This window comes from Hymenobacter sp. GOD-10R, from assembly GCF_035609205.1.
Classification (GTDB): Bacteria; Bacteroidota; Bacteroidia; order Cytophagales; family Hymenobacteraceae; genus Hymenobacter.
This window is the reverse complement of sequence record NZ_CP141184.1, coordinates 1448414-1471287: the sequence shown is the minus strand read 5'-3', so window position 1 is coordinate 1471287 and position 22874 is coordinate 1448414. Positions and strand designations below refer to the sequence as shown.

At 47.5% G+C, this 22874-nt stretch carries 17 protein-coding genes; 6 read left to right on the top strand and 11 right to left on the bottom strand.

Annotated elements, in window-relative coordinates:
• Positions 1 to 8 precede the first annotated feature (8 nt).
• From SD425_RS06080 to SD425_RS06030, 11 genes are all read right to left on the bottom strand, one after another.
• Positions 9 to 596, bottom strand: coding sequence for a cytochrome c oxidase subunit 3 (locus SD425_RS06080; RefSeq protein ID WP_324676478.1), 588 nt, complete (start codon positions 594 to 596; stop codon positions 9 to 11).
• A gap of 14 nt (positions 597 to 610) precedes the next feature.
• Positions 611 to 1462 (bottom strand): heme o synthase, encoded by an 852-nt coding sequence (cyoE, locus tag SD425_RS06075; RefSeq protein ID WP_324676476.1) that lies wholly within the window; start codon positions 1460 to 1462, stop codon positions 611 to 613.
• Positions 1463 to 1511: 49 nt separating this feature from the next.
• Complete coding sequence (locus SD425_RS06070; RefSeq protein WP_324676474.1) at positions 1512 to 2597, bottom strand: COX15/CtaA family protein; 1086 nt, start codon at positions 2595 to 2597, stop codon at positions 1512 to 1514.
• Positions 2598 to 2755: 158 nt separating this feature from the next.
• Complete coding sequence (locus SD425_RS06065) at positions 2756 to 4615, bottom strand: cytochrome c oxidase subunit I (RefSeq protein ID WP_324676472.1); 1860 nt, start codon at positions 4613 to 4615, stop codon at positions 2756 to 2758.
• Between the two features lie 23 nt (positions 4616 to 4638).
• Entirely contained in the window at positions 4639 to 5697 is a 1059-nt protein-coding gene (locus tag SD425_RS06060) for a cytochrome c oxidase subunit II (RefSeq protein WP_324676469.1), read from the bottom strand.
• A 96-nt stretch (positions 5698 to 5793) separates the two neighbouring features.
• Complete coding sequence (locus SD425_RS06055) at positions 5794 to 7101, bottom strand: quinol:cytochrome C oxidoreductase (RefSeq protein WP_324676467.1); 1308 nt, start codon at positions 7099 to 7101, stop codon at positions 5794 to 5796.
• A gap of 6 nt (positions 7102 to 7107) precedes the next feature.
• Positions 7108 to 7854 carry a cytochrome c gene (locus SD425_RS06050; RefSeq protein ID WP_324676465.1) on the bottom strand — a complete coding sequence of 249 codons (747 nt, stop codon included), beginning with the start codon at positions 7852 to 7854 and terminating at the stop codon, positions 7108 to 7110.
• Complete coding sequence (locus SD425_RS06045) at positions 7854 to 8381, bottom strand: DUF3341 domain-containing protein (protein ID WP_324676463.1); 528 nt, start codon at positions 8379 to 8381, stop codon at positions 7854 to 7856. The genes SD425_RS06050 and SD425_RS06045 overlap by 1 nt, the downstream gene beginning before the upstream one ends.
• Entirely contained in the window at positions 8374 to 9831 is a 1458-nt protein-coding gene (gene nrfD, locus SD425_RS06040) for an NrfD/PsrC family molybdoenzyme membrane anchor subunit (RefSeq protein WP_324676461.1), read from the bottom strand. Before nrfD ends, SD425_RS06045 begins: the two co-directional genes overlap by 8 nt.
• A gap of 68 nt (positions 9832 to 9899) precedes the next feature.
• Positions 9900 to 12950, bottom strand: a complete 3051-nt coding sequence (locus SD425_RS06035; RefSeq protein WP_324676459.1) for a TAT-variant-translocated molybdopterin oxidoreductase — start codon at positions 12948 to 12950, stop codon at positions 9900 to 9902.
• 152 nt (positions 12951 to 13102) lie between these two features.
• Complete coding sequence (locus SD425_RS06030; RefSeq protein ID WP_324676457.1) at positions 13103 to 14410, bottom strand: cytochrome c3 family protein; 1308 nt, start codon at positions 14408 to 14410, stop codon at positions 13103 to 13105.
• A 449-nt stretch (positions 14411 to 14859) separates the two neighbouring features.
• Here SD425_RS06030 and rpsF point away from each other — a divergent pair, with 449 nt between their 5' ends.
• From rpsF to priA, 6 genes are all read left to right on the top strand, one after another.
• Complete coding sequence (gene rpsF / locus SD425_RS06025) at positions 14860 to 15237, top strand: 30S ribosomal protein S6 (protein ID WP_324676455.1); 378 nt, start codon at positions 14860 to 14862, stop codon at positions 15235 to 15237.
• 4 nt (positions 15238 to 15241) lie between these two features.
• Complete coding sequence (gene rpsR, locus SD425_RS06020) at positions 15242 to 15493, top strand: 30S ribosomal protein S18 (protein ID WP_086593116.1); 252 nt, start codon at positions 15242 to 15244, stop codon at positions 15491 to 15493.
• A 104-nt stretch (positions 15494 to 15597) separates the two neighbouring features.
• Entirely contained in the window at positions 15598 to 16041 is a 444-nt protein-coding gene (gene rplI / locus SD425_RS06015; protein WP_324676452.1) for a 50S ribosomal protein L9, read from the top strand.
• A gap of 216 nt (positions 16042 to 16257) precedes the next feature.
• Positions 16258 to 18099, top strand: coding sequence for a GSCFA domain-containing protein (locus SD425_RS06010; protein WP_324676450.1), 1842 nt, complete (start codon positions 16258 to 16260; stop codon positions 18097 to 18099).
• A gap of 53 nt (positions 18100 to 18152) precedes the next feature.
• Complete coding sequence (locus SD425_RS06005) at positions 18153 to 20186, top strand: thioredoxin domain-containing protein (protein WP_324676448.1); 2034 nt, start codon at positions 18153 to 18155, stop codon at positions 20184 to 20186.
• A gap of 84 nt (positions 20187 to 20270) precedes the next feature.
• Positions 20271 to 22808 carry a replication restart helicase PriA gene (priA, locus tag SD425_RS06000; protein ID WP_324676446.1) on the top strand — a complete coding sequence of 846 codons (2538 nt, stop codon included), beginning with the start codon at positions 20271 to 20273 and terminating at the stop codon, positions 22806 to 22808.
• Positions 22809 to 22874 lie beyond the last annotated feature (66 nt).

The following is a 22874-nucleotide window of genomic DNA, read 5'->3' as shown; positions in this document are numbered from 1 at the left end:
ATACGAAATCAGTGGTTCAAAAGTAGGAACAAATACAAGTACAACCAAAGCCCACCTAAGAAGTGCCAGTAGATTGTGCAGTTGGATATCGTCAGCATCTGCCGCGAATGTACTTTGTACTGTAAGCTACGTCCAAGGGTTATCAAGAGAAAGACAAGCCCAGTAACCAAATGGAAGGCATGGACACCCATTAGCACATATGTGAAGGATCCTGAAGGATTTGAATCCGTACCTCCAAAATACACTTTGTGGGCTACTAAGTCTCCCCACACATTCCACTGCCCTAGCAGAAAAAACACGCCCAAGGCAAACGTGCTTAGCATGCCAATTTGTACTTGACGCACATTATCTTTTCGTGCAGAAAACCAAGCCCATTGCATGGTAACAGAGCTTAGAGCTATTACCAAGGTATTAACCAAGAGGCCGCTAGGCAAATCAAATTCAAGCCAGTTGCCCTCTTCGCGACGCACAATATAACCACTGGTAAATGCAGCAAACATCATGATGATGCTTACAATGATCAGGATTAACAGCATGCGCAGAGGATGCACGCCTGTACCTGGTTCTTTGTCGGTAAGTGTTTCAGAAGGATACATAAAGCAACGTGTTGTTACAATTTATCGAATACCAGCGCAATCTGAACAATTGGAAGGTAAAGGAATGAACCAAACATGATGTTCATTGCTGCCTTTTTAGAGCAGGTCCGCATCAAGTAAAAGGTCTGTGTCAGAAAAAGAACGCCGCATACAACCGCAATAAGCGCCGAAGTTTTTCCTGTCATACCTAGCTCTAAGGGTAGCAGACTCAAAGGAATCAAAAGCAGCGTGTAGGTCATTATCTGAAACGCTGTCCGTAAATCTTTGCCGCCTGGTGTTGGCAGCATTTTAAAGCCTGCTTTCTTATAGTCTTCATCTAAAACCCAAGCAATAGCCCAAAAGTGCGGAAATTGCCACATAAATTGAATCCCAAAAAGTACCCAAGCCTCTACTCCGAGAACACCCGTGGCGGCTACCCAACCTAGCAAAGGAGGCATGCCGCCGGGTATAGCTCCCACAGCAACACATACCGGAGAGATTGTCTTTAATGGCGTATAAATGAAGCCATATAGAATTAAAGACAATAACGAGAGAGCAGCAGTAAGTGGATTGAAGAAGTAGCCTAAGATGAAAAGGCCGAAGCAGCCTACTACAATGGCAAATACCCAGGCTTCAGTCAAGCTTAGCACACCTTTGGGCAAAGGGCGTTTAGCCGTGCGCTTCATCAACTTATCCAGGTCTACCTCATGTATCTGGTTAATAGTATTAGCCGAACCTGTTACGGCCAAACCGCCGAGCAGTACTAGCAATGCTAACCCCCAATTCAACTCCTTCGCCCCTAGTAAATAGCCAATAGCACTAGAAAATGCTACCGTTAGAGCTAGCCGAAACTTCAGTAGCTGAAAATAAGCCTTGGCTTTTGTCATCAATTAAGTTGCAAAACCCTCGAGTTAGAGGGTAAATAGGGGTGCAAATTTACGCAACAACCCTCGGATAAGTGGCTTGTGGTATCACTTTCGTCGCGCGTCGCTGTAATACAGCGGTTAGAAACTGAATACCAAACAACACTGTAGCAATTGTCAGGTGGATAGGCTGCACTGTAGCAGGCACTGCGAACGAAGCTAAAGTTACACCAGCCATTATCTCTGTGCCCACCAAAGCTAATATACCAACAGCTAAACGCTGTAATTGCTTTGACCGAAGCTGTAGTAGCCGATATACGACATACACGTTCACCACCAATAGCAGAATAGAGAAAGTCCGATGGAAGTAGAATATAGAACCCAACTGTTCAATCCATCTCTCCCGGTTGCTATATCCTACGGTGAATGCAACTGAATCCACCTGCTCTCTCACTTGTGTTCCAATTATTATTTGAACGAACGTAAGGAAAATAGCTAGCCATAACCAGAAAATCAAACTCGGTGATGCAGCTACTGCAACTACTTCCCTAAACCCCTTTTGTGAACGATCTACAGCGTAGATGAGCATTGCCACTATCACCAAAGCTAAGCCCATATGGATAGTTACCATGATAGGGAGCAGGTTCGTTGACACAACTAACGATCCTAACCATCCTTGGACACCAGTCAAAATCCAAGACCAGAAAGCTAGCCAAAAGACAGTACGATCTTTCTTCCAGTAGGACGCTGAGAAAACAACCGTAAGAAATACAAAAATCCCTATCAACGCCCCTAGCAACCGGTTGACGTATTCAATCCATGTTTTGGTAGCGTTAAAATCCGTCTCAATATACTGAGTAGGATGAGCGAAGATATTTCCGGCAACTTGCTTGAAACCCAAGCGCTCTAGCAACAAAGCTAGCTTCTTGTTCTTCGCAACACGCTGTGAAGTATATATCTCCTTGTAATCACTTGGTAGTTGGTGTACGTCAGTTGGTGGAACCCACATTCCGAAGCATTTTGGCCAATCAGGACAACCCATTCCAGAGCCAGTGCTACGTACTACTCCACCCACTAAAATTAGTAAGTAAACTGCGACAACGGTAAGTAGTCCCATCAACCGGAACCGTCTTACAAAAGCTGGAACTACGACATTCATGCTTTGATCACTTGTTTATTTAGCAACATAATCAGTCGAGGTTTTGCTCAAAATTTCTAACAGTTATATCAAGTTATAGACTTTTGAAGCTGACTAGACAAAAGAAACGGGCTCCCGTTTTTACAGGAGCCCGTTTCTAATATTTCATTGAAGTAATTTTAATCCTGCTCACGCTCATTAGGCATGTTAGAAGATCTGGTTTCCGAGAACGGAACGTTCTGCGGAATAAAGTCGTCTGTTGCACCTGGCTTGCTATAATCATAGGGCCAGCGATAAACAGCAGGGATAGCACCAGGCCAGTTACCATGACCGGGAACGACTGGCGTTGTCCACTCTAGTGTGCTCGAGCGCCAAGGGTTCTCAGTGGCGCGACGGCCTCGGAAAATGCTATAAAAGAAGTTGAAGATAAAGACAAACTGGCCGACAAATGCGAAGATGGCAGCAGCTGATATAAACTTGTTCAGATCTGCGAACTGTGAGAATGAATCAAAACCAGTCCAAGCATAGTAACGACGAGGAAAACCGGCTATACCAACATAGTGCATTGGCATAAATACTAGGTATACCCCAATAAATGTCAACCAGAAGTGAATGTAGCCTAGCTTCTCATCCATCATACGGCCAAACATCTTTGGAAACCAGTGATACACGCCGGCAAACAGACCAAAGAAGGCTGAGCTACCCATTACTAAGTGGAAGTGAGCTACCACGAAATAAGTATTGTGCATCTGGATATCTAGAGCGGCGTTACCTAGTACAATACCAGTTAAGCCACCTGCGATGAATAGCGATACAAAGCCTATCGAGAACAACATAGCCGATGTAAAGCGAATATTACCGCGCCACAAAGTAGCCAGCCAGTTAAACACTTTTACACCTGATGGTACAGCGATAATTAGGGTCAAGAACATGAATACAGAACCCAAGAAAGGGTTCATTCCCGTCACAAACATATGGTGTGCCCACACTACGAATGCAAGAACCGATATGCCTAACAATGAACCAATCATGGCACGGTAACCGAAGATAGGCTTGCGTGCATTAGTAGCCAGGATCTCAGACACCATGCCCATAGCTGGCATGATTACAATATATACTTCTGGGTGACCTAAGAACCAGAACAAGTGTTGAAACAGGATTGGCGAACCACCCGTGTTGTTGAGCGCTTGTCCTGCTATGTAGATGTCAGACAAGAAGAAGCTTGTACCGAAACTACGGTCGAAGATTAGAAGCAGAGCAGCTGAAAACAGTACGGGGAACGATAGCAAACCAAGTACTGCAGTGAGGAAAAATGCCCAGATAGTCAATGGCAGTTTGCTCATGCTCATGCCACGGGTACGCAGGTTGATAACAGTCGTAATGTAGTTTACACCACCCAACAGTTGCGAGATAATAAACAAAGCCATGCTTACCAACCACATCGTCATACCTGCACCTGAACCTGGGATTGCTTGTGGCAAAGCACTCAGAGGTGGGTAGATAGTCCATCCTGCAGCAGCAGGCCCTGTCTCAAGGAACAGCGAGAGGAACATGATCAATCCTGACACAAAGAAGAACCAGTAAGAAAGCATGTTCATGAAGCCTGAGGCCATGTCACGAGCTCCTACTTGTAATGGTATCAAGAAATTCGAGAAGGTGCCGCTCAGTCCAGCCGTTAGTACGAAGAACACCATGATAGTGCCGTGCATCGTTACTAATGCTAGATAAAACTCGGGATTGAGTTTGCCACCTTCTACCCACTTACCTAGAATTGGCTGAAGCCAATCCATAGTTGCTTCAGGCCAACCAAGTTGGATACGAAACAAGCTAGATAATGCACCTCCCATTATTGCCCAAAATATCCCGGTAATCAGGAATTGCTTGGCAATAACTTTGTGGTCAGTGCTAAAGATGTATTTGGAAAGAAAACTTTGCTCATGATGCTCATCATGGTGCAAATGCTCATCGTGCTCGGTGCGGGGCTCAGTGGCACCGATATCACCTTGCACTTGTGAGTGAACAGGAAGATTAGCAGCCATAGCGTGCGATTAGTTTACTTAAATTAAAGAGAAGCTTTTGGAGCAGACGTTAGAACGGCAGCAGCTTCTTGAGTTACTAGCTTATCAGACTTCTCTTTGAAGCTAGCTAATACATCAGGATTTTGCTCAGCAAACGACTTCTGTTGTGCGTACCAAGCTACATAATCATCAGGCTCATCAACAACGATGTTTAGTTTCATTGCGAAGTGACCACGACCACATATCTGGTTGCAAGCTAGCTCATAGTTGAACTTGGGATTTCCAAGTTGAGCGCGCATCTCATCAGTCGTTTTAGTAGGGGTAAACCAAAACTTTGTCGGCATGCCAGGTACTGCATACATCTGCACTCGGAAGTGAGGCATGTACACAGCGTGTAATACATCCCTAGAGCGGATACGTAACAGAACAGGATGACCTTTAGGAACGTGGATTTCACCAGCGACAAAGTCATCTAGACCATTTTTATCGTTTAAATCGAAACCAAACTCATTAGTAGCATCGATCAAACGGTAATTAACAACTCCTAGCTTTTGGTCACGTCCAGGGTAACGAACAAGCCAGTTAAATTGCTTACCCATCACCTCAAGCACCACAGAGTCTTTTGGGGCTGGACCAGTAATCTTAGTCCACTGTTTCCAACCAGCGAACACTAAGCTTGCCATAACAATGGCAGGAATAAGTGTCCAGATAACCTCAATCTTGTTGTTGTGCGAAAAGAAGAAAGCACGACGATTATCCTTATGCTGGTATTTGTAAGAGAACACAAACAACATGACTTGGGTAATAGCAAAAGCAATACCCAGAATAATCATTGTGGTCCAGAACATCCGCTCTAAAGCATGCCCATGAATTGAGGCAATTGGCGGGTTCATCTTATCGAAGTTATCTGCGAAAGACCACGCAAATGCTCCTCCTCCTACCACCATGAAGACAATCATGAGGATAGCGTTAGCACGGTTGCTAAACCCAATATCACGGGTAAAGCTGCCTGAGAAAATTGAGGTTAATATCTGGAGGCGAAACAGCAAGCCGAATACGACTAGCAGCAACACCAAAACCAGAAGAATACTGAGAGCAATCATGAGAATATGTTGAACTACAGAAGTGAGAAACTGGGATGCTTGGAGTGAGAGGACATCACCGAATTACCTTCTCACTTAGCGATACTCAAGTTTAAATTATGTGGTATGGTGTACACTCTCGTCCAAGAACGGGTGATGTACTGGCACCAATGAAGCTTGAGAAAGACGCTTTGTTACCAATAGTAAGAAACTACCGAGGAATACCATAGCCACACCAATCTCTATTACAAACCCATTGTCGGCCTTTAAAGTTGCCGGCATGATCATCAAATAAAAATCAAACCAGTGACCGATCAGAATTGCAATACACACAATCTTCAGCATGATCATTTGACGCTTAGCGTCGCGTGTCATTAGTACTAAAAACGGAAATGCGAAGTTGATCAACAGGTTGAAGAAGAAGATCCACGTGTAACGGTCGTTAAAACCGCCTAACCGTTGATTGTAGTAAACTGCTTCCTCTGGCAAGTTAGCATACCATATCAGCATGAATTGAGCAAACCACACGTAGGTCCAAAAGATGCTGAAGCCGAACATAAATTTACCTAAGTCATGCAAGTGGCTAGCATTTACAAAGCGCATGTAGCCAGCTTGTTTTAGGAAAATCACGATGAGTGTAGTGGCTGCAATTCCAGAAACCCACCAGCTAGCAAATACATACCAGCCGAACATGGTGCTGAACCAGTGTGTATCAATTGACATCACCCAATCCCAGGCGGACATTGATGAAGACACAGCAAATAGCACCAAGAATACAGCAGCTACATTGATGCTCTTATGGAAGTAAGCAGTACCACCATTCAGATCCTCTTCTAGAGAAAGCTTACGTAGCTTTTCCGAGAAGAACCACCAGATAGCGACATAAACCACCATCCTAATGAGATAAAAAGGCTGGTTTAGAAAACCACTTTTACCAGCTATGATAGCGTCATAGTTGGGCGATTTAGGATCCATAAGCCCTTCGTGCGTCCAATGAAAAATGTCATGCTTACCTATTAGGAAGACTAACAGCATTATAACACCTCCAGGCAATAACCAAGCACTTAGCGCTTCATTTACTCTTTTAATAAGTACTGACCACCCAGCGTAGGCGACATACTGTAGAGCAACGAAAAAGGTACCAATAACTGAGATACCAATAAAGTAGACGTTGTTCAACCAGAGACTAGTGAACACTCGCTTAAGCCAAATTGGGCTTCCCTCTTCATGATGAGCTGAAGCACCCATACCAGTACCGTGTTCAGCAATATGATGCTCAGCCCCAAAACCTGTAGCAGCTAAGATCAATCCGATTACTAGCAGAATTACTCCAGCGACAATAATCGTAACAAATGTTCTGCGGGTCTTCGCAGAAAGCTCCAGGTGCTCAGCCGTGGCGCTTTCATGATGCGTCAAAGTAGACATAGTTGCTTAGTTCGTCTTGCCGTTACGTGCTGGTGTACCACCTTGTCCAGGTGTTGCTGAGCCTTTACCGGCTTGCGCTTCTTCTACTGGTCCTTGTTCGGAACGATCTGTCGTTTGTGACTGATCGATTATCTCAGGTGAATCATCACCTTTTGCTTGTACTAGATCAGCCAAGCCATCTGGACCTTTTCCTTGTTGCAGTACACGCACATACATGGCGATTTTCCATCGTTCCTCAGGATTTACGATAGAACCATGTGGCATCATGCGATTACGCCCCCATTGGATGACGTGATAGATGTGACCATCATTCATCGTCTTGTAGTTACCAGTAGAGTAATTAGGTACCCCTTTGAACTTTTGTCCTACAGGACCTTGGCCATCACCTTGCTCGCCATGGCAATGTGAGCAAATACGGGTATACAAAATCTTACCTTCTTCTAGGTTAGCCTTTGTATAAGTGTATGGATTACGTAAAGTACGCTCTGCTATACGAACACTATCCTTCGGGATATGATCGTAGTAGTTCAGCTTACCAGATGGCACAGTTCCTACTACCGGAGTACGCATGTTAAGCCCCATCGGGTTAACGATGTTAACATTCTCCTGCTTAAGGGGCTCGTAGGGAATAGATTCGTACATCTGCGGAGCATATTCCACGCCGGGGCTACCGGCTTCGTTGCAGGCAACAGTGCAAACTGCTCCAAACAATATAGCCGACGCTTGCAGACCTAATTTCAGCGTATGCGTCATTATTTCTGAGTCATTTCTTTTTCGTTCACCTCCGAAGCACCATTATCACGCAATAGTTGTCGTAGGTGATTCATGTCAACGGCTCCATTATTCAAGTCAATAGCCATCACAAACTTGTCATCCGTTGAGCGAACATCCAACACTGGGACTTTCCACCGTGGGTATAGACCACAAACGGTAAAGAAAGTAATCATCATTCCCCATGCGCAGAATAGTACTGTGAGCTCGAAGGTTACAGGAATGAATGCAGGTAGAGCAATATGTGGCTTACCACCGATGATCATCGGCCAGTCAAAGCCCAACATATAGATTTGCATCCAGAGAGCAAACGAAGTACCGCACAAACCAAAGAAGAAAGCAGCGATTGGCAGTCTAGAACGCTCAATGCCTAGAGCGTCATCGATGCCGTGGACTGGGAACGGTGTGAATACATCATGAATCTTAACACCAGCAGCGCGGATGTTATCAATGGCGTGCAGCAGCACGTCTTCGTCATCGAAGATGCCGAGGGCGAAGCGCTTAGTCATGCTTATTATAGTTTACGGGAGCTGAAGCTGGAACACCAGGCGTAACGGAATGCTGAGCAGGAGCATGGTGATCATGGCCAGCGACATAAGTTGGACCGTTATCTACGCCGTACTTGAGGACGGATTTTACTTCGGCCATGTTGATAACAGGGAAGAACTTGGCAAACAGTAAGAATAGAGTGAAGAACAGCCCTATTGTACCTAGATAAATGCCAACGTCAATACGTGTAGGCGAGAACATAGCCCAGCTTGAGGGCAGGTAATCTCGGTGTAATGAAGTAACAATGATTACGAAGCGCTCAAACCACATACCGATGTTCACGATAATAGAGAGCAAGAAGGTCAGAGGGATACTGTAGCGTACTTTACGAATCCACACCAGCTGTGGGGTAATTACGTTACAAGTCATCATTGACCAATATGCCCACCAATATGGTCCGGTTGCCCGGTTGATAAAGGCGTATTGTTCAAACTCTACCTGTGAGTACCAAGCGATGAAGAATTCGGTGATGTAGGCTACGCCCACAATCGAACCGGTGATCATCATAATCTTGTTCATCAAGGCGATGTGCTCTAATGTGATATAATCTTCAAGTTTGAATACTACACGCGTGATAAGCATTAGCGTGAGTACCATTGCGAAACCGGAGAAGATAGCACCAGCCACAAAGTAAGGCGGGAAAATCGTAGTGTGCCAACCTGGTACTACAGATGTAGCAAAGTCCATTGACACAATTGTGTGCACCGAAAGTACTAGTGGTGTAGATACACCAGCTAAAATCAAGGACACAGTTTCGTAACGTGACCAATGTTTAGCTGAACCCGTCCAACCGAAGCTTAATAGAGCATAAGCTCGGCGTGCAATCGGCCCTTTTGCTCTATCGCGGATGGTAGCGAAGTCAGGTATTAGTCCTGTATACCAGAATACTAGAGATACCGAGAAGTAAGTAGAAATGGCGAATACGTCCCACAGCAGTGGTGAGTTGAAGTTCACCCACAGAGAACCAAACGTATTTTGAAATGGAAGTACCCAGAAAGCGAGCCAAGGACGACCCATGTGAAGCACGGGGAACATAGCGGCACATATTACCGCAAATATGGTCATGGCTTCTGCTGCTCGGTTAATTGAAGTCCGCCACTTTTGACGGAATAGCAACAATACAGCGGAGATTAGTGTACCAGCGTGGCCAATACCCACCCACCATACGAAGTTGGTGATGTCCCAAGCCCATCCTACTGTTTTATTCAATCCCCATTCACCAATGCCGTACCATAGTGTACGGTATACGGAATAGAGGAAGACGCCGAACAGAAACAGAGCTACGCTCAAAGCTGCCATCCACCGTACATTCGGCTTAGCTTCAACTTGGCGGCACACGTCCTGCGTAACGTCGTGATAGGTCTTTCCTCCTGTTACGAGAGGCTCCCTTACGGCTGATACGTGCTGCATAATCTTAAACTTAAAGGAGTGGAAGGAAGAACTGCTTTCTCAAGTAACTCTCCTATAGTACACAAAAGTTAAGCGTTCCGACTCTCTTCCGTGTTACGGATTTTAGTGAGGTACGTGATATTTGACTGCGTGTTGATCGAGTCAAGTACATAGAACCCACGCTCTCCATGTTCACGACGTGTGATTTTGTGAACTTGTGACTCTGGATCGAGTAGGTCACCGAAGACGATTGCTTGTGTTGGGCATGATTGGGCACAAGCAGTTACTACTTCACCGTCTTTTGGACGACGCTTTTGTTTCTTAGCTTCTAGTTTAGCAAGCTGAATACGCTGTACGCAGAAGCTGCACTTTTCCATCACACCACGAGCCCGAACAGTGACGTCAGGATTCAACACCATCCGACCTAGGTCGGTAAACATGTGTCCGTTGACTGTCTCAAACTTCTCGTTAGAGTAATAAGAGAACCAGTTGAAACGACGCACTTTATAAGGGCAGTTGTTTGCACAGTAGCGAGTACCTACGCAACGGTTGTAAGTCATTTGGTTTAGACCTTCCGAGCTGTGAGTAGTTGCCAATACTGGGCATACTGTCTCACAAGGTGCGTGGTTACAATGCTGGCAGAGCATTGGTTGGAAGATCACAGATGGGTTATCCGAAGGATCCTCCATCGCACGGTAAGTAGCTAGCTTACCTTTTGACTCAAACTCATCTTTGTGGTGATCAGAGCTGTAGTAACGATCAATACGCAACCAATGCATTTCGCGACGGTTGATTACTTCCTGCTTACCAACAACAGCCACGTTGTTCTCAATCTGGCATCCTAGTACGCAAGAGCCACAACCGATACAAGAGTTCAGGTCAATGACCATACCCCAGTGGTGGTTCTTGTATTCGTAATCTTGCCATAGAGAAACCTTACGAGGTGCCTCTAAACCTTCAGGAGTTGCTACTTTGTCGTACTCTGTTACTTCCTTAGGATTCTTGATATACTCAGCTAAGGTAGCTTCTTGCACTACAGGCTTGCGATCCATAATTGTATGGTGCGTCTGCGTTTGTGCAATCTGCGATTTGGCTCCTGTCTTCTCTATTTTTGTAACTGTAGTAGCATAGCCAAGAGAGTTGTTTACAACTGCAACCAATGGGTAAACATTAGCTCCCAACTTATCCCCTACTCGACCAGCCTTCTCACGACCATAACCAATTGCGACACTTACAGTGCCTTGGGCTTGACCAGGTTGGATGAGAATGGGCAACTCAACCGACTGACCGTTAGCAGTGGTAATACGCACTATGTCGCCTTGTTCCCACTTATTCTCGTCGGCAATTGCCATGGTACGTGGTACCGCTAAGTAGTTACCCCAAGTAGCTTTTGAAACAGGATCAGGCAATTCTTGTAACCAAGGGTTGTTAGCGTCTGCGCCATAACCAGGTCCTACCCCTACTTTCTCATAGAGGGCGAGTTCGATACCAGACGGCTTCTGTGCTCCAGCAATTGTGCTCAGTGCTTGATCAGCAGTCATAGAGCCCCCTAGCTGAGGCTGGATGGCCGGTGTAAGCGAACCAACTGCAATACCATCGTGCACCGCTTTATCCCAATTGCTTTGGAAATTAGCGCCTAATACCCCTCTCCAGTTAGCACGTAGGTAGTTGTAATAACTCTGACGGTTTCCAGCCCAAGTTAACAAGCTATCCTGAGCCTGACGTGTAGCGAACAATGGCGAAATAGCAGGTTGCGCCAAGCTCAAAAAGCCACGCTTAGGCTCATAATCATTCCACGATTCTAAGAAGTTATGATCAGGACAAGCGTAATAGCAAAGAGAGCCTGTTTCGTCTAAACGGTCATTAAGGGAAATGCTTACAGGAACTTTGGCAATACCTGACCGGACCTTATCTGCTAAAGGATGATTGTAAGCAGGGTTAGCGTGATAAAAAATGACAGCGCCAACTGTGCCTGCATTCATATCATTCACTAAACGCAAGAGACGGGCATCGTCACCTTGGCGAACATAGGAAGGATTAGCAGTGTCCACTGTTGTTCCAACGTTGCCAAGCGTTTGGTTGATAGCAACAACTAAGGTTTGAACAGCAACATCGTTAGAGCTAGACACTACTAAGCTGCGACCACGATGAGCCTGAAGTTCAGCTACAGCTTTGTTTAGCTGTTCGTTCTTGAACGAAGAGCTGCCTCCGCCAACAATGCCGTTGTACAGTGCTGCAGCTACTGCACCCATCTCTGACGGCTTCACAGCAACACGTACGTCAGCGTTTGCTCCCGTAAGCGACATAGTCGGCTCGAACTGGAAGTGCCGCGACATTGTACGCTTATCACTGGAAACCTTACGGTTAGTGATGTACTGGCGAGCATACTCTACAGGTGACAGCCACGTACCTAAGAAATCAGCTCCTAAACTAACAATTACATCTGCCTTGCTGAAGTCGTAAGCTGGTAAAACGCCACCATTAGCTCGCAGCAAAGCAGAGCTAGAGTTAGCATCGTACATCACGTGCTCTGTGTTGGGATACCGAGCAGCGAATTCAGCAATAACCTTTTTCGTAGTAGGGCTAATAATGGTAGGAGACACAATAGCAATCCGACCGGTAGCACTAGCTAATTTGGAACGGATTTCTTGGTCTACTCGAGCTGTCTCAGCCTTTTGGCCTTTAATGGTGAAATGCTGTAAACGTCCACCATCGTACAAGCTTAGCACAGAGGCCTGCGCGCGCGCCGAAAGTCCACCTCTAGTGACGGGCGAGCCAGGATTACCTTCTAGTTTGATAGGGCGCCCCTCACGCGTTTTTACTAGGATGCTATTGTAATCTGTACCGTTGAAGTACGACGAAGCATAGAAGTTAGCAATACCTGGATCAACCTCTTCTGGTTTGTTCAGGTAAGGAATAGCCTTTTTGATAGGCGTCTGGCAACTAGCCAGTGTGGCAGCGGCAATGCCGAAGCCCATTAGTTTGAGGAAGTCGCGACGTGGTGCTACCGATGCGTCGGAAGAGCCATAGGTTTCCTTCACCGGTAAAAAATCCGCAAACTCAGTGAGTGCGTTTTTTACAAACTCCGGCGAGTTTTCCAGTTCCTCAATTCCCTTCCAGTACTTAGGCGACTCTTGCATTTGTTTTTGGACTTAGGAGCTTGGCGACTATGTTCTGTAATCGGAACTTAGGGGTATCGCCAAGTTAAGGCTTATTGTAGGATCTAAAACTGTTTAAGAGGCTAGGATCATAAAGCGAAGGAGCTGATTAGCCCCTTCGCTTTCATATTAGCCTAGTAGTGGCATTTCGAGCACTCAGTACCACCGTTAGACGACACGGTGAAGGGGGCTGCACTATTTGCTTTGTCGTGCAACTTTACCAAGTTGTTGTAATAACCATTGCCTTTCGTGTTCAATGGCGTCTCGCGGTGGCAGTTAATGCACCAGCCCATCGTCAATGCAGAATACTGGTACACAACCTCCATATTTTGGATAGGACCGTGGCAGGTCTGGCATTCGATACCACCAACTTGAGTATGCTGTGAGTGGTTGAAGTAAGCTAGATCAGGTAGGTTGTGAATACGAACCCATTGAATAGGCTGCTTCTTCTCGATAGCACGATAGATCTTGCGAATCTCTGGCGACTCTGTCTTGATCTGTGAGTGGCAGTTCATACAGATGTTAGCCGAAGGAATGTTAGCACTCTTGCTCTTGTACACACTGGTGTGGCAGTATGCACAGTTAATTTGGTTGGTGCCAGCGTGCAATTTGTGCGAGAAGGCAATAGGTTGCGTTGGCTGATACCCTTGAGTAAGACCTACTCCCATGGCAGCTTGCACTGATTCGTACAAGATAGCCAGCACGAATACCGTTAAGGCTAAGCCACGCACAGCATTCGACTTGTAAATTTTTGAGTAATCGTAGCGCTGGTCAAGAAGCTCTACATCACGGCCATCTAGGTCTTTGCGACCTCGGAGTACATCTTTCATGATGTTGGCAATGATGACAAGTGTCACCACCAACACAATTAGCACGACTACCAATACGATAAGTAGTACGTTGACATACTGACCAGCACCTGAAGCATCGCTTGCAGCAGCACCTTCTTGGCCATCAGCCTGAGCAGCGTTGCCTTGTGTTACACCACCCGTTGCAGCCATTGCTCCTTTACCACTCTCAGAATCGATATAGGCGACAATTGAGGTGATTTCAGTATCTGACAGCTGGAAGCTAGGCATCTGCTGCTTCTGATACTGGTTGAATAGCTTCACAGCATATTCATCGCCGCTTGCCACTACTTTGCTTGAGTTCTTCACCCACGGGATGATCCAGGAGATTGGGCGGCGCTTAGAGATGTCCTTCAAAGCAGGGCCAACAACCACGTCGTTTACAGCGTGGCACTGGGCGCAGTTATTTTTGAACAAAGCGTCGCCAGCAGAAATAGCAGCAGCGTCACCACCACCAGTGGCTGGGTTTGCTCCGGCGGTAGCGCCGGGTGTGACTCCATCCTTGCTAACACCAGGAGCAGAACCTACTGGTGCTGTACCAGAACTTTGCTGTTGAGCCACGGCATTACCTAGGCCAGCAAACGTTAGAAACAACGCGAGAAAGAGATGAGAAAGAGAACGTAGTCGGATGCTATCCATAGCACAAAAAGACTGAAGAAAAGAAACGCACAGGTGCTCCAAGGCCACAAATGTAGGTCGCGAATCGCAGACCACAAACCTAGTTCAGGTAATTTTCATGCATTGAATCTTGCTTAGAAACATTCTAAAATGCATCCCAAATAGTTGTTTATTCAGGTAAGTGAATAGAGCAAGGTGTGCTTATTATATTAGTATCTAGTGGAATGGACGGTAAAAAGCTAGACCCACCTGCACGGCTCACTAAGCTTATAACCTCAATAATGAGTAGATCGTTTTGCATGTTGCCTCAATATTGATCAGAGTTGATTGTGAACTATTTAAGCCACGTTGTTTGTCATGAACAACGAAAGTGGTATCTTTGCCGCCTCATTTAGTTTTCACTTTTATTTATTTCATCCCGTCTAATGGAAGTAAGAAATTACGAGACGGTCTTCATTCTGACTCCCGTGCTGAACGAGGCTCAGGTGCAAGAGACGATCGAGAAGTTCTCGCAGGTGCTTAAGGAAAATGGCGCCGAAATCATCAACACTGAAAATTGGGGCCTCAAGAAATTGGCTTACCCCATTCAGAAAAAATCGACTGGGTACTATCACCTAATCGAGTTCACCGGTTCTGGCAACATCGTTGACCAGCTTGAAGTGGCTTTCCGCCGTGACGAACGTATTATCCGGTTCTTGACTACTGTGCTTGATAAGCATGCGGTGTCTTACAACCAGCGTCGTCGCAATGGGGAAATGAACCAGCAAAAAGCCCAGAAACAATCGGAAGCCGTAGCCCAGTAAGAAGATGAGCCTAGCCAACGAAAAGATCCACAAGCAGGATACTCGCAAGAAATACTGCCGCTTCAAGAAGAACGGCATTAAGTACGTTGATTACAAGGACCCAAACTTCCTGCTGAAGTTTGTGAACGAACAAGGTCGCGTATTACCCCGTCGCATTACTGGCACTAGCCTGAAGTTTCAGCGCAAAGTAGCCCAAGCGGTAGCGAAAGCTCGCCACTTGGCGTTGATGCCTTATGTAACTGATTCGCTGAAATAGAAAGATTGGTATTGGGCAGTCGGTATTATACAGCGAGATGACATCAATCCTCTCTTCTGTTTTACTCGATACTTGCTACTCTCTACTCAATACTATATAAAGACATGGAAGTAATTCTGAAAGACGACGTAAAGAACCTAGGCTACAAGAACGACATCGTGACGGTAAAGCCGGGTTATGGCCGTAATTACTTGTTGCCGCAAGGTCTAGCCGTTCTGGCTGACAAAGCCAACAAGAAGATTGTAGCTGAAAATGTGCGCCAAGCTGCTCACAAAGCCGAAAAGGTAAAGAGCGACGCGCAAGCTATTGCTAACCAAATTGGTGACGCAGTACTAGAAATTCCAGCTAAGGTTGGTGAAACCGGCAAGATTTTCGGCCGCGTAACTACCCTACAGCTTGCTGAAGCGCTAAAGGCTAAAGGAGTGGAAGTTGATCGTAAGCGTATCTCTTTTGATCAAGAGCCTTCTACAGCTGGTGAATACACAGCAACCATCAACTTGCACAAGGAAGTGAAACACCAGGTGCGTTTCGATGTTGTAGCTGAGTAACTTAGTATGTATCAATAAAAAAGCCCGACCACACGAGTGGTTGGGCTTTTTTATTGAAATTGTAACTTCTTTTAGTCAACTCGCTGTTGACCTAGATAATTACTCTATCATCAGCAAAGCAATTGAATAGAAAAGGCCTCATGTTGACTTTTGGTCAAACGCGCGGAGTTCAGTAGGTTGCTTGTTCTTATTTAGCCGCGGCCGTATTTCATTAGAATGTTTCGCACCGAGATTCCTTTTACTGCACACCCGCATCCACTACCTGCCTCGGCACGCATCCTCACTGTGGGGTCCTGCTTCTCTGATACTATTGGAGGACGCCTCGCAGATGCGAAAGTGCAAACCTTGGTTAACCCTTTTGGGACAGTATTCAATCCTTTGTCAGCTTGTAAACTGCTTCGGGCGGCGGCTGGTGAAGAAGTAGATTGGCAACAACACGTAGTAGAAGCACGCGGCCGTTGGCAGAGCTACGATCTACATGCTTCTATTGGTGCCGACTCACCGGTAGATTTGTTGCAGCATATTCAAACATTAGTGCAGCAGACGGGCGATTTCTTGCGCACGGCAGATGTAGTTGTGCTCACCCTAGGATCAGCTTTTGTTTACCGGCTTTTAGAAACGCAAGAACTGGTAAGCAACTGCCATAAAATCCCAGCTGAGCGCTTCGAAAAAGAGCTACTAACGCCAGATGAGATCATCAATGCAGTAGCCGAGACGCACGCTTTTTTGCGACTACAGAATCCTAAGCTGCGGTTTATCTTGACCGTGAGCCCAGTTCGCCATTTGAAAGACACACTGCCGCTCAATGCAGTGAGCAAATCTGTGTTGCGTGTAGCTTGCCACTACTTAAGTGAGCTACTGATGGATGTAGCTTATTTCCCAGCTTACGAGTTACTATTAGATGACCTGCGTGATTATCGCTTTTACGCAGCTGATATGCTTCATCCGTCGGAAGTAGCGGAGAATTATATTTGGGAGCGGTTTACTCGCACTTACTTCGACGTTGATTTCGGTCGCTTCCAAAAGGAATGGTCATCGGTTCAGCAAGCGCTTGCCCACCGACCGTTGCACCCAGCAGCACCAGAGCACCGGCAGTTCTTGGAGAATACGCTTACTCGCTTGCAGCGCTTGTCAACGCAGGCTGATCTACGAGCAGAGATACGCGAAATAGAGCAGCGGTTAAGAGCCCTCCCTGTCCCGAAGCCTACAGTAGTTCCTGAGCCGGAAGACGACAATGAAGAGCGCATCGACATTGGGCAACCACAATCAGAATCGCTAGCTCATGTAACAATCTCGGAAGAGGTTGATATAATTACCGCCCTTGACGATGTAGAAACGACAACCATCGACAAAGAAGCACCAGAAGAAGTGCAGGATTCGGAAGAAGAAGTTGCATCGTTACCCGCGAAAAAGAAGCGTCGTTCGCGGGGCGGCGCCAAACGTACTGCTCGCAAAAAGGCTGCGCAGTTGGCTGCATTAGCTGCCACCGAGCTAGAACTTCCATCAACGGAAGACCTTACGGCTGAAGCAAACGCACTAGATCTTACTCCAGAACCAGTTGAGATTTCCGCACCAGATCAGCAACATTCAACAGAAGATCTACCAATTTCTCCCCCCGAGCCAGATTCCGCTGAGTTGGACAATGAGTCTGTTACCTCCTCAGAAGAGAGTGAGCTACCACTAGCGTCGGGGGATAATAACCTAGAAGAGCCAACGGTACCGGAACCTATTGAAAGTACGCCAGCACCACCAAAAGCTCGAAAAGGGCGTACGGCCGGTCAGATTTTGAAAGCGAAAAGTGGCCGCAAATCAGCAAAGGCTGCTGCTAATACGACAGCTAAAGTAGCGAGACCTAGCTCAACACGCACCTCTCGCCGTAAGCCCTCTGTTGAAGCAGCGCCTGCAGTTGAGACCCCTGCTCCTGCTCTCTCACCTGAGTCGGCGCCTGAACCCCAGCCAGTAGAAGTGACTAATGCGCCAGTAGCCGCCACCAAGCGGCGTGGCAGGCCGCCTCGTAAGCAACCTACTAAGACTGACAAAACAACTCCGAATACATAAATCGAAACCCGGCAGCCTTTGCCGGGTTTTGTTTTTCTAGCCAACCCTTCGCCATGTCTACGTCCGAGCCTGCTTTCTCAAACCGTTTAGTCGATCAAACCAGCCCTTACTTGCTCCAGCACGCGCATAACCCCGTGATGTGGTATCCGTGGGGCGAAGAAGCTTTAGATCGTGCGAAAGCAGAACAAAAGCCTATTCTGGTAAGCATTGGCTACGCGGCTTGTCATTGGTGCCATGTGATGGAACGCGAATCATTCGAAAACGCGCGAATTGCAGCGGTGATGAACCAGCATTTTGTCTGCATCAAAGTTGACCGGGAGGAAAGACCAGATGTCGACCAAGTATATATGGATGCGGTGCAAGCTATGGGTGTGCAAGGTGGCTGGCCTTTGAATGTGTTCTTGACGCCCGACGCGAAGCCTTTTTACGGAGGCACTTATTTTCCGCCGCGCAGCTGGGTGCAGCTACTAACAAGTATTGGTGAGGCTTACCAAGGTGAGCACCGTGCCGAGCTAGATGAGTCAGCGGAACAGTTTACAAAGGTTTTGCGGGCGAGCGATTTGGAGAAGTATCGCACCAATAACGCGAATGCGCAATTATCGGAATACCAGTTCCAACTTTTAGTCAGCAACCTAGAAGCGAAGTTCGACCGGGACCTAGGTGGCATGAACCGGGCGCCAAAGTTTCCTATGCCAAGTATTTGGCGCTTTTTGCTTCGCTGCCACGCGCTTACCAGCAGTCAAGCGGTGTTCAGCCAAGTGGAGCTGACACTTCGAGCAATGGCCTGGGGCGGTTTATATGACCAAGCAGGCGGAGGCTTCGCTCGCTATTCCGTTGATGGAGGGTGGTTAGTGCCGCACTTTGAGAAGATGCTCTATGACAATGGGCAGTTGGTGAGCCTATACGCCGAAGCTTACCAAGCAACGAAGCTTGAGCTACTTAGAGAAATAGTATATGATACGATCGGTTTTGTAGAGCGAGAGCTGACTAGCCCAGAAGGTGGGTTTTATTCGTCCCTTGACGCGGATAGTGAAGGGGAAGAAGGCAAGTTCTACGTGTTTACAAAAGAGGAACTGCACACGCTACTCGGCGACGAAGAGGCGCTATTTTCTGCTTATTATAACTGCACTAGCCTAGGTAACTGGGAGCATGGCCGCAACATTCTTCATCGTCGGCAGACTGATGCAGAATTTGCTGAAGAGCACGAGCTAGCTCCTGAAGTAGTAGCTCAACTTGTGCGTGACTGGAAGCAAAAGCTTATGACAGCACGTGCTGCACGCATACGCCCAGGTCTTGATGACAAGATCCTGACCGGCTGGAATGCGCTGATGCTTACAGGGCTACTAGACGCTTACCGAGCTTTTGAAGATGCTGCTTTTCTGAAGCTAGCTCGGCGCAATGCGGAGTTTATTCAGCAGAAGCTGCGCAACGGCGCTGGCTTATGGCGCAACTACAAGAACGGCCGAGCAACGATTGCGGGCTTTCTGGAAGATTATGCCTTGGTGATTCAGGCTTTCACGCAGCTTTACGAAGTTACATTTGAGGAGCCATGGTTGCGTGAAGCAGAAGCCTTGACGGAATACGTACTGGCTAATTTTTTCGATCCGCAGGAAAACCAATTTTTCTATACAGATGCAACAGGTGAGGCACTGATTGCGCGCAAGAAGGAATTATTTGACAATGTAATACCTAGCTCCAACTCGGTGATGGCGCACAACCTACATCGGCTAGGCTTGCACTTGGAAAATACCCGGTACAGCGAGCTAGCTACTACAATGCTTCATCAAGTACAGGAGCTAGTGGTAAAAGAGCTTCAGCACCTTACTAATTGGGCTTCGTTGTATGCCGCAATGCTGAAGCCTACTGCCGAAATTGCTATTGTCGGACCCGGTGCAGAAGTCATGCGCAGTGAGCTACAACAGTACTTTCTGCCTAACGCTGTGGTAGCGGGCACTACGACTAGTAGCACCTTGCCCCTACTGCAACAACGGACGAGCCAGAACGATCAGACCACGATTTATGTTTGCTTCAACCGTGCTTGCCAACAGCCGGTGCACACAGTTGCTGAAGCCCTAGCGCAGCTATAAGGCAGAACTGAACTGGAGCAATGCTGTTCTAGTTACCCGCTCCTTCGTGTTATCTTTACGGTTCGCCCGACAGTTTTTTCTCCCTTGAGCCTCTCTTTTGACTTTGCTTTGCCGGAAACCACGGCGACAGATCGCATCACGCTTTTCGTTGATGTAATCCTGCCGTTGCCGCTTCCCAAGCTTTACACCTACCGCGTGCCCTACGAAATGAACGACGAAGTCGTGATTGGAGGACGCGTAATTGTGCAGTTTGGAGCCAAAAGAACGCTCAGTTGTATTGTGGCGGCTGTGCACGAAGCCCCGCCGGCGCAGTACCAGGCCAAGTACATTCTGGAGTTCATCGATGATGCACCTGTTGTTACGCAGCCGCAGCTAAAGCTATTCCGCTGGATGGCGGATTACTACATGTGTACGCTAGGTGAAGTAATCAACGCTGCGTTACCATCGGCGCTGAAGCTTAGCTCGGAATCGCGCATTCAACTGCACCCGGCGTTTGTGGCGGAAGAAAACCCGTATCCGTTGTCGGAGCAAGAAGAGCGTATTATCAGCATTTTGTCCTCAGAGGAAGGTAAGTCCCTAACCTTTACGGAGGTAGGCGAATTACTCGGCATTAGCAGCTTTCACAAGGTCATTAAGAGCTTGATGCAGAAGGATGCCATCTTCTTGTTTGAGCACCTAGCTGATAAGTACACGCCGAAAGTTGTGAAGAAGATACGGCTGGCACATCACTTCATTGAGGAAAATGCGCTGGAAGAGCTGTTTCAGAAGCTAGCCTCTAAGCCTAAGCAGCTCGACGTACTGATGCGCTATCTGCAACGCGTGCCGGTTTACCAAAACCTGCATGCCAACCATCGTGGGTTAGAGAAGGCATACCTCACGAGCAGCCCTCACCTTTCCCCTTCCGCCGTCAATACGCTTATCAAGAATGGCGTGCTAGAGCAGTTCGATGTGATTGTGTCCCGTTTTCCACTGGATGATGAGCCGGAGGCCAAGCTGCACTTCACCCTCAGCGAAGCCCAAACGGCCGCCCGCGACCAAGTGCTTACCTTCTTTGGGGAGAAAGATATTGTGCTGTTACACGGGGTAACGGGTGCTGGCAAAACCGAAATCTACATCGACCTCATCCGTAAAGCACTGGATGGCGGCGGCCAGGTGCTGTATTTGCTGCCTGAAATTGCCCTTACTGCGCAGATTGTCACGCGCCTGATGCGCGTGTTTGGTTCGCGGCTGGGTGTGTACCACTCCAAGTTCTCCGACAACGAACGGGTAGAGGTGTGGAACGGTGTGCTGTCGGGCCGCTTTCAGGTAGTGGTGGGCGTGCGCTCGGCCGTGTTCCTTCCGTTCGACAACCTAGCTCTGATCATTGTGGATGAAGAGCACGAATCGAGCTATAAGCAGTACGACCCGGCTCCGCGCTACAATGCCCGCGAAGTAGCCTTGATGATGGCTAACTACCAAGGCGCTAAAACCCTGCTAGGGTCGGCAACACCTTCGGTGGAAACGTATTATCAAACCCGCGCCGGGCGCTACGGTCTTGTGTCGCTCACCAAGCGCTTTGGGGAAGCCGGCTTACCTGAAATTGAGCTGGTAGATACGCGCAAAACGCGGGAAGCGAAGAAGATGTACAATCACTTCACGCCCGAGTTGCTGACGGAGATTGAAACGAAGCTCAGCTTAAAAGAGCAAGTTATCTTGTTCCAGAATCGTCGTGGCTATTCTCCTTTTATCAACTGCCTTGATTGCGGATGGATTCCGAAGTGTAAGAATTGCGCCGTTAGCCTAAGCTACCACAAGCATAGCCATGAACTGCGCTGCCATTACTGCGGCTACTCCGATCGAATGCCGGTGGAGTGCCCGGCGTGCGGCTCGCGCAACTTGAAGACGGTAGGCTTTGGCACCGAAAAAATCGAGGATGACCTTAAGATCATGCTACCTGCCGCCAATGTGCAGCGCATGGACCTAGATACGACCCGCGCCAAAAACTCGTATCAGCAGATCATCAGCGATTTTGAGAACCAGACCACGAACGTGCTAGTCGGTACTCAGATGGTCACGAAGGGGCTGGACTTTGCCAATGTGAGCTTAGTAGGCATCATCAATGCCGACAGCATCATTCATTACCCTGACTTCCGAGCGCACGAGCGCGCCTTTCAGATGTTTGTGCAGGTAAGCGGCCGCGCTGGCCGTAAGGGCAAGAAGGGCAAAGTCATCATCCAGACCGGTGATCCGCAGCAGGTAATTTTTGACAAGGTAATCCGCAATGACTACCTGGAATTCTACGAGTACGAAATCACGCAGCGGCGTGAGTACGGCTTTCCGCCTTTCATGCGCGTCATCCGACTTACGGTGAAGCACATGGACCAAGGCGTGGGTGAACAGGCTGCTATTCTGCTCACGCAGGAGCTAGTCGAGAGGCTAGGTCGGGAGGCAGTGCTAGGTCCGGAGGCACCCTATATTTTCCGAATCCGCAACTTCTACCTGCAGGAAATCACCATCAAGCTTGACCGCGAACACACGGTGCTCAAGCAGGCTAAGATTCAGATTTGCGAAGCCATGAACGTGGTGAAAGATCAGAAGGAATTCAAACAAGCCCGCTTGGTCGCCGACGTAGATCCGATGTAAATAGCTAGGTACAACACACAAAAAAGCCCAACTATCCACTTGGTAGTCGGGCTTTTTTGTGTGTTG

Coding starts and splice junctions, on each gene's coding strand:
- SD425_RS06080 (WP_324676478.1), bottom strand. CDS start 596: ATGTATCCTTCTGAAACACTTACCGACAAAGAACCAGGTACAGGCGTG.
- cyoE (WP_324676476.1), bottom strand. CDS start 1,462: ATGACAAAAGCCAAGGCTTATTTTCAGCTACTGAAGTTTCGGCTAGCT.
- SD425_RS06070 (WP_324676474.1), bottom strand. CDS start 2,597: ATGAATGTCGTAGTTCCAGCTTTTGTAAGACGGTTCCGGTTGATGGGA.
- SD425_RS06065 (WP_324676472.1), bottom strand. CDS start 4,615: ATGGCTGCTAATCTTCCTGTTCACTCACAAGTGCAAGGTGATATCGGT.
- SD425_RS06060 (WP_324676469.1), bottom strand. CDS start 5,697: ATGATTGCTCTCAGTATTCTTCTGGTTTTGGTGTTGCTGCTAGTCGTA.
- SD425_RS06055 (WP_324676467.1), bottom strand. CDS start 7,101: ATGTCTACTTTGACGCATCATGAAAGCGCCACGGCTGAGCACCTGGAG.
- SD425_RS06050 (WP_324676465.1), bottom strand. CDS start 7,854: ATGACGCATACGCTGAAATTAGGTCTGCAAGCGTCGGCTATATTGTTT.
- SD425_RS06045 (WP_324676463.1), bottom strand. CDS start 8,381: ATGACTAAGCGCTTCGCCCTCGGCATCTTCGATGACGAAGACGTGCTG.
- nrfD (WP_324676461.1), bottom strand. CDS start 9,831: ATGCAGCACGTATCAGCCGTAAGGGAGCCTCTCGTAACAGGAGGAAAG.
- SD425_RS06035 (WP_324676459.1), bottom strand. CDS start 12,950: ATGCAAGAGTCGCCTAAGTACTGGAAGGGAATTGAGGAACTGGAAAAC.
- rpsF (WP_324676455.1), top strand. CDS start 14,860: ATGGAAGTAAGAAATTACGAGACGGTCTTCATTCTGACTCCCGTGCTG.
- rpsR (WP_086593116.1), top strand. CDS start 15,242: ATGAGCCTAGCCAACGAAAAGATCCACAAGCAGGATACTCGCAAGAAA.
- rplI (WP_324676452.1), top strand. CDS start 15,598: ATGGAAGTAATTCTGAAAGACGACGTAAAGAACCTAGGCTACAAGAAC.
- SD425_RS06010 (WP_324676450.1), top strand. CDS start 16,258: ATGTTTCGCACCGAGATTCCTTTTACTGCACACCCGCATCCACTACCT.
- SD425_RS06005 (WP_324676448.1), top strand. CDS start 18,153: ATGTCTACGTCCGAGCCTGCTTTCTCAAACCGTTTAGTCGATCAAACC.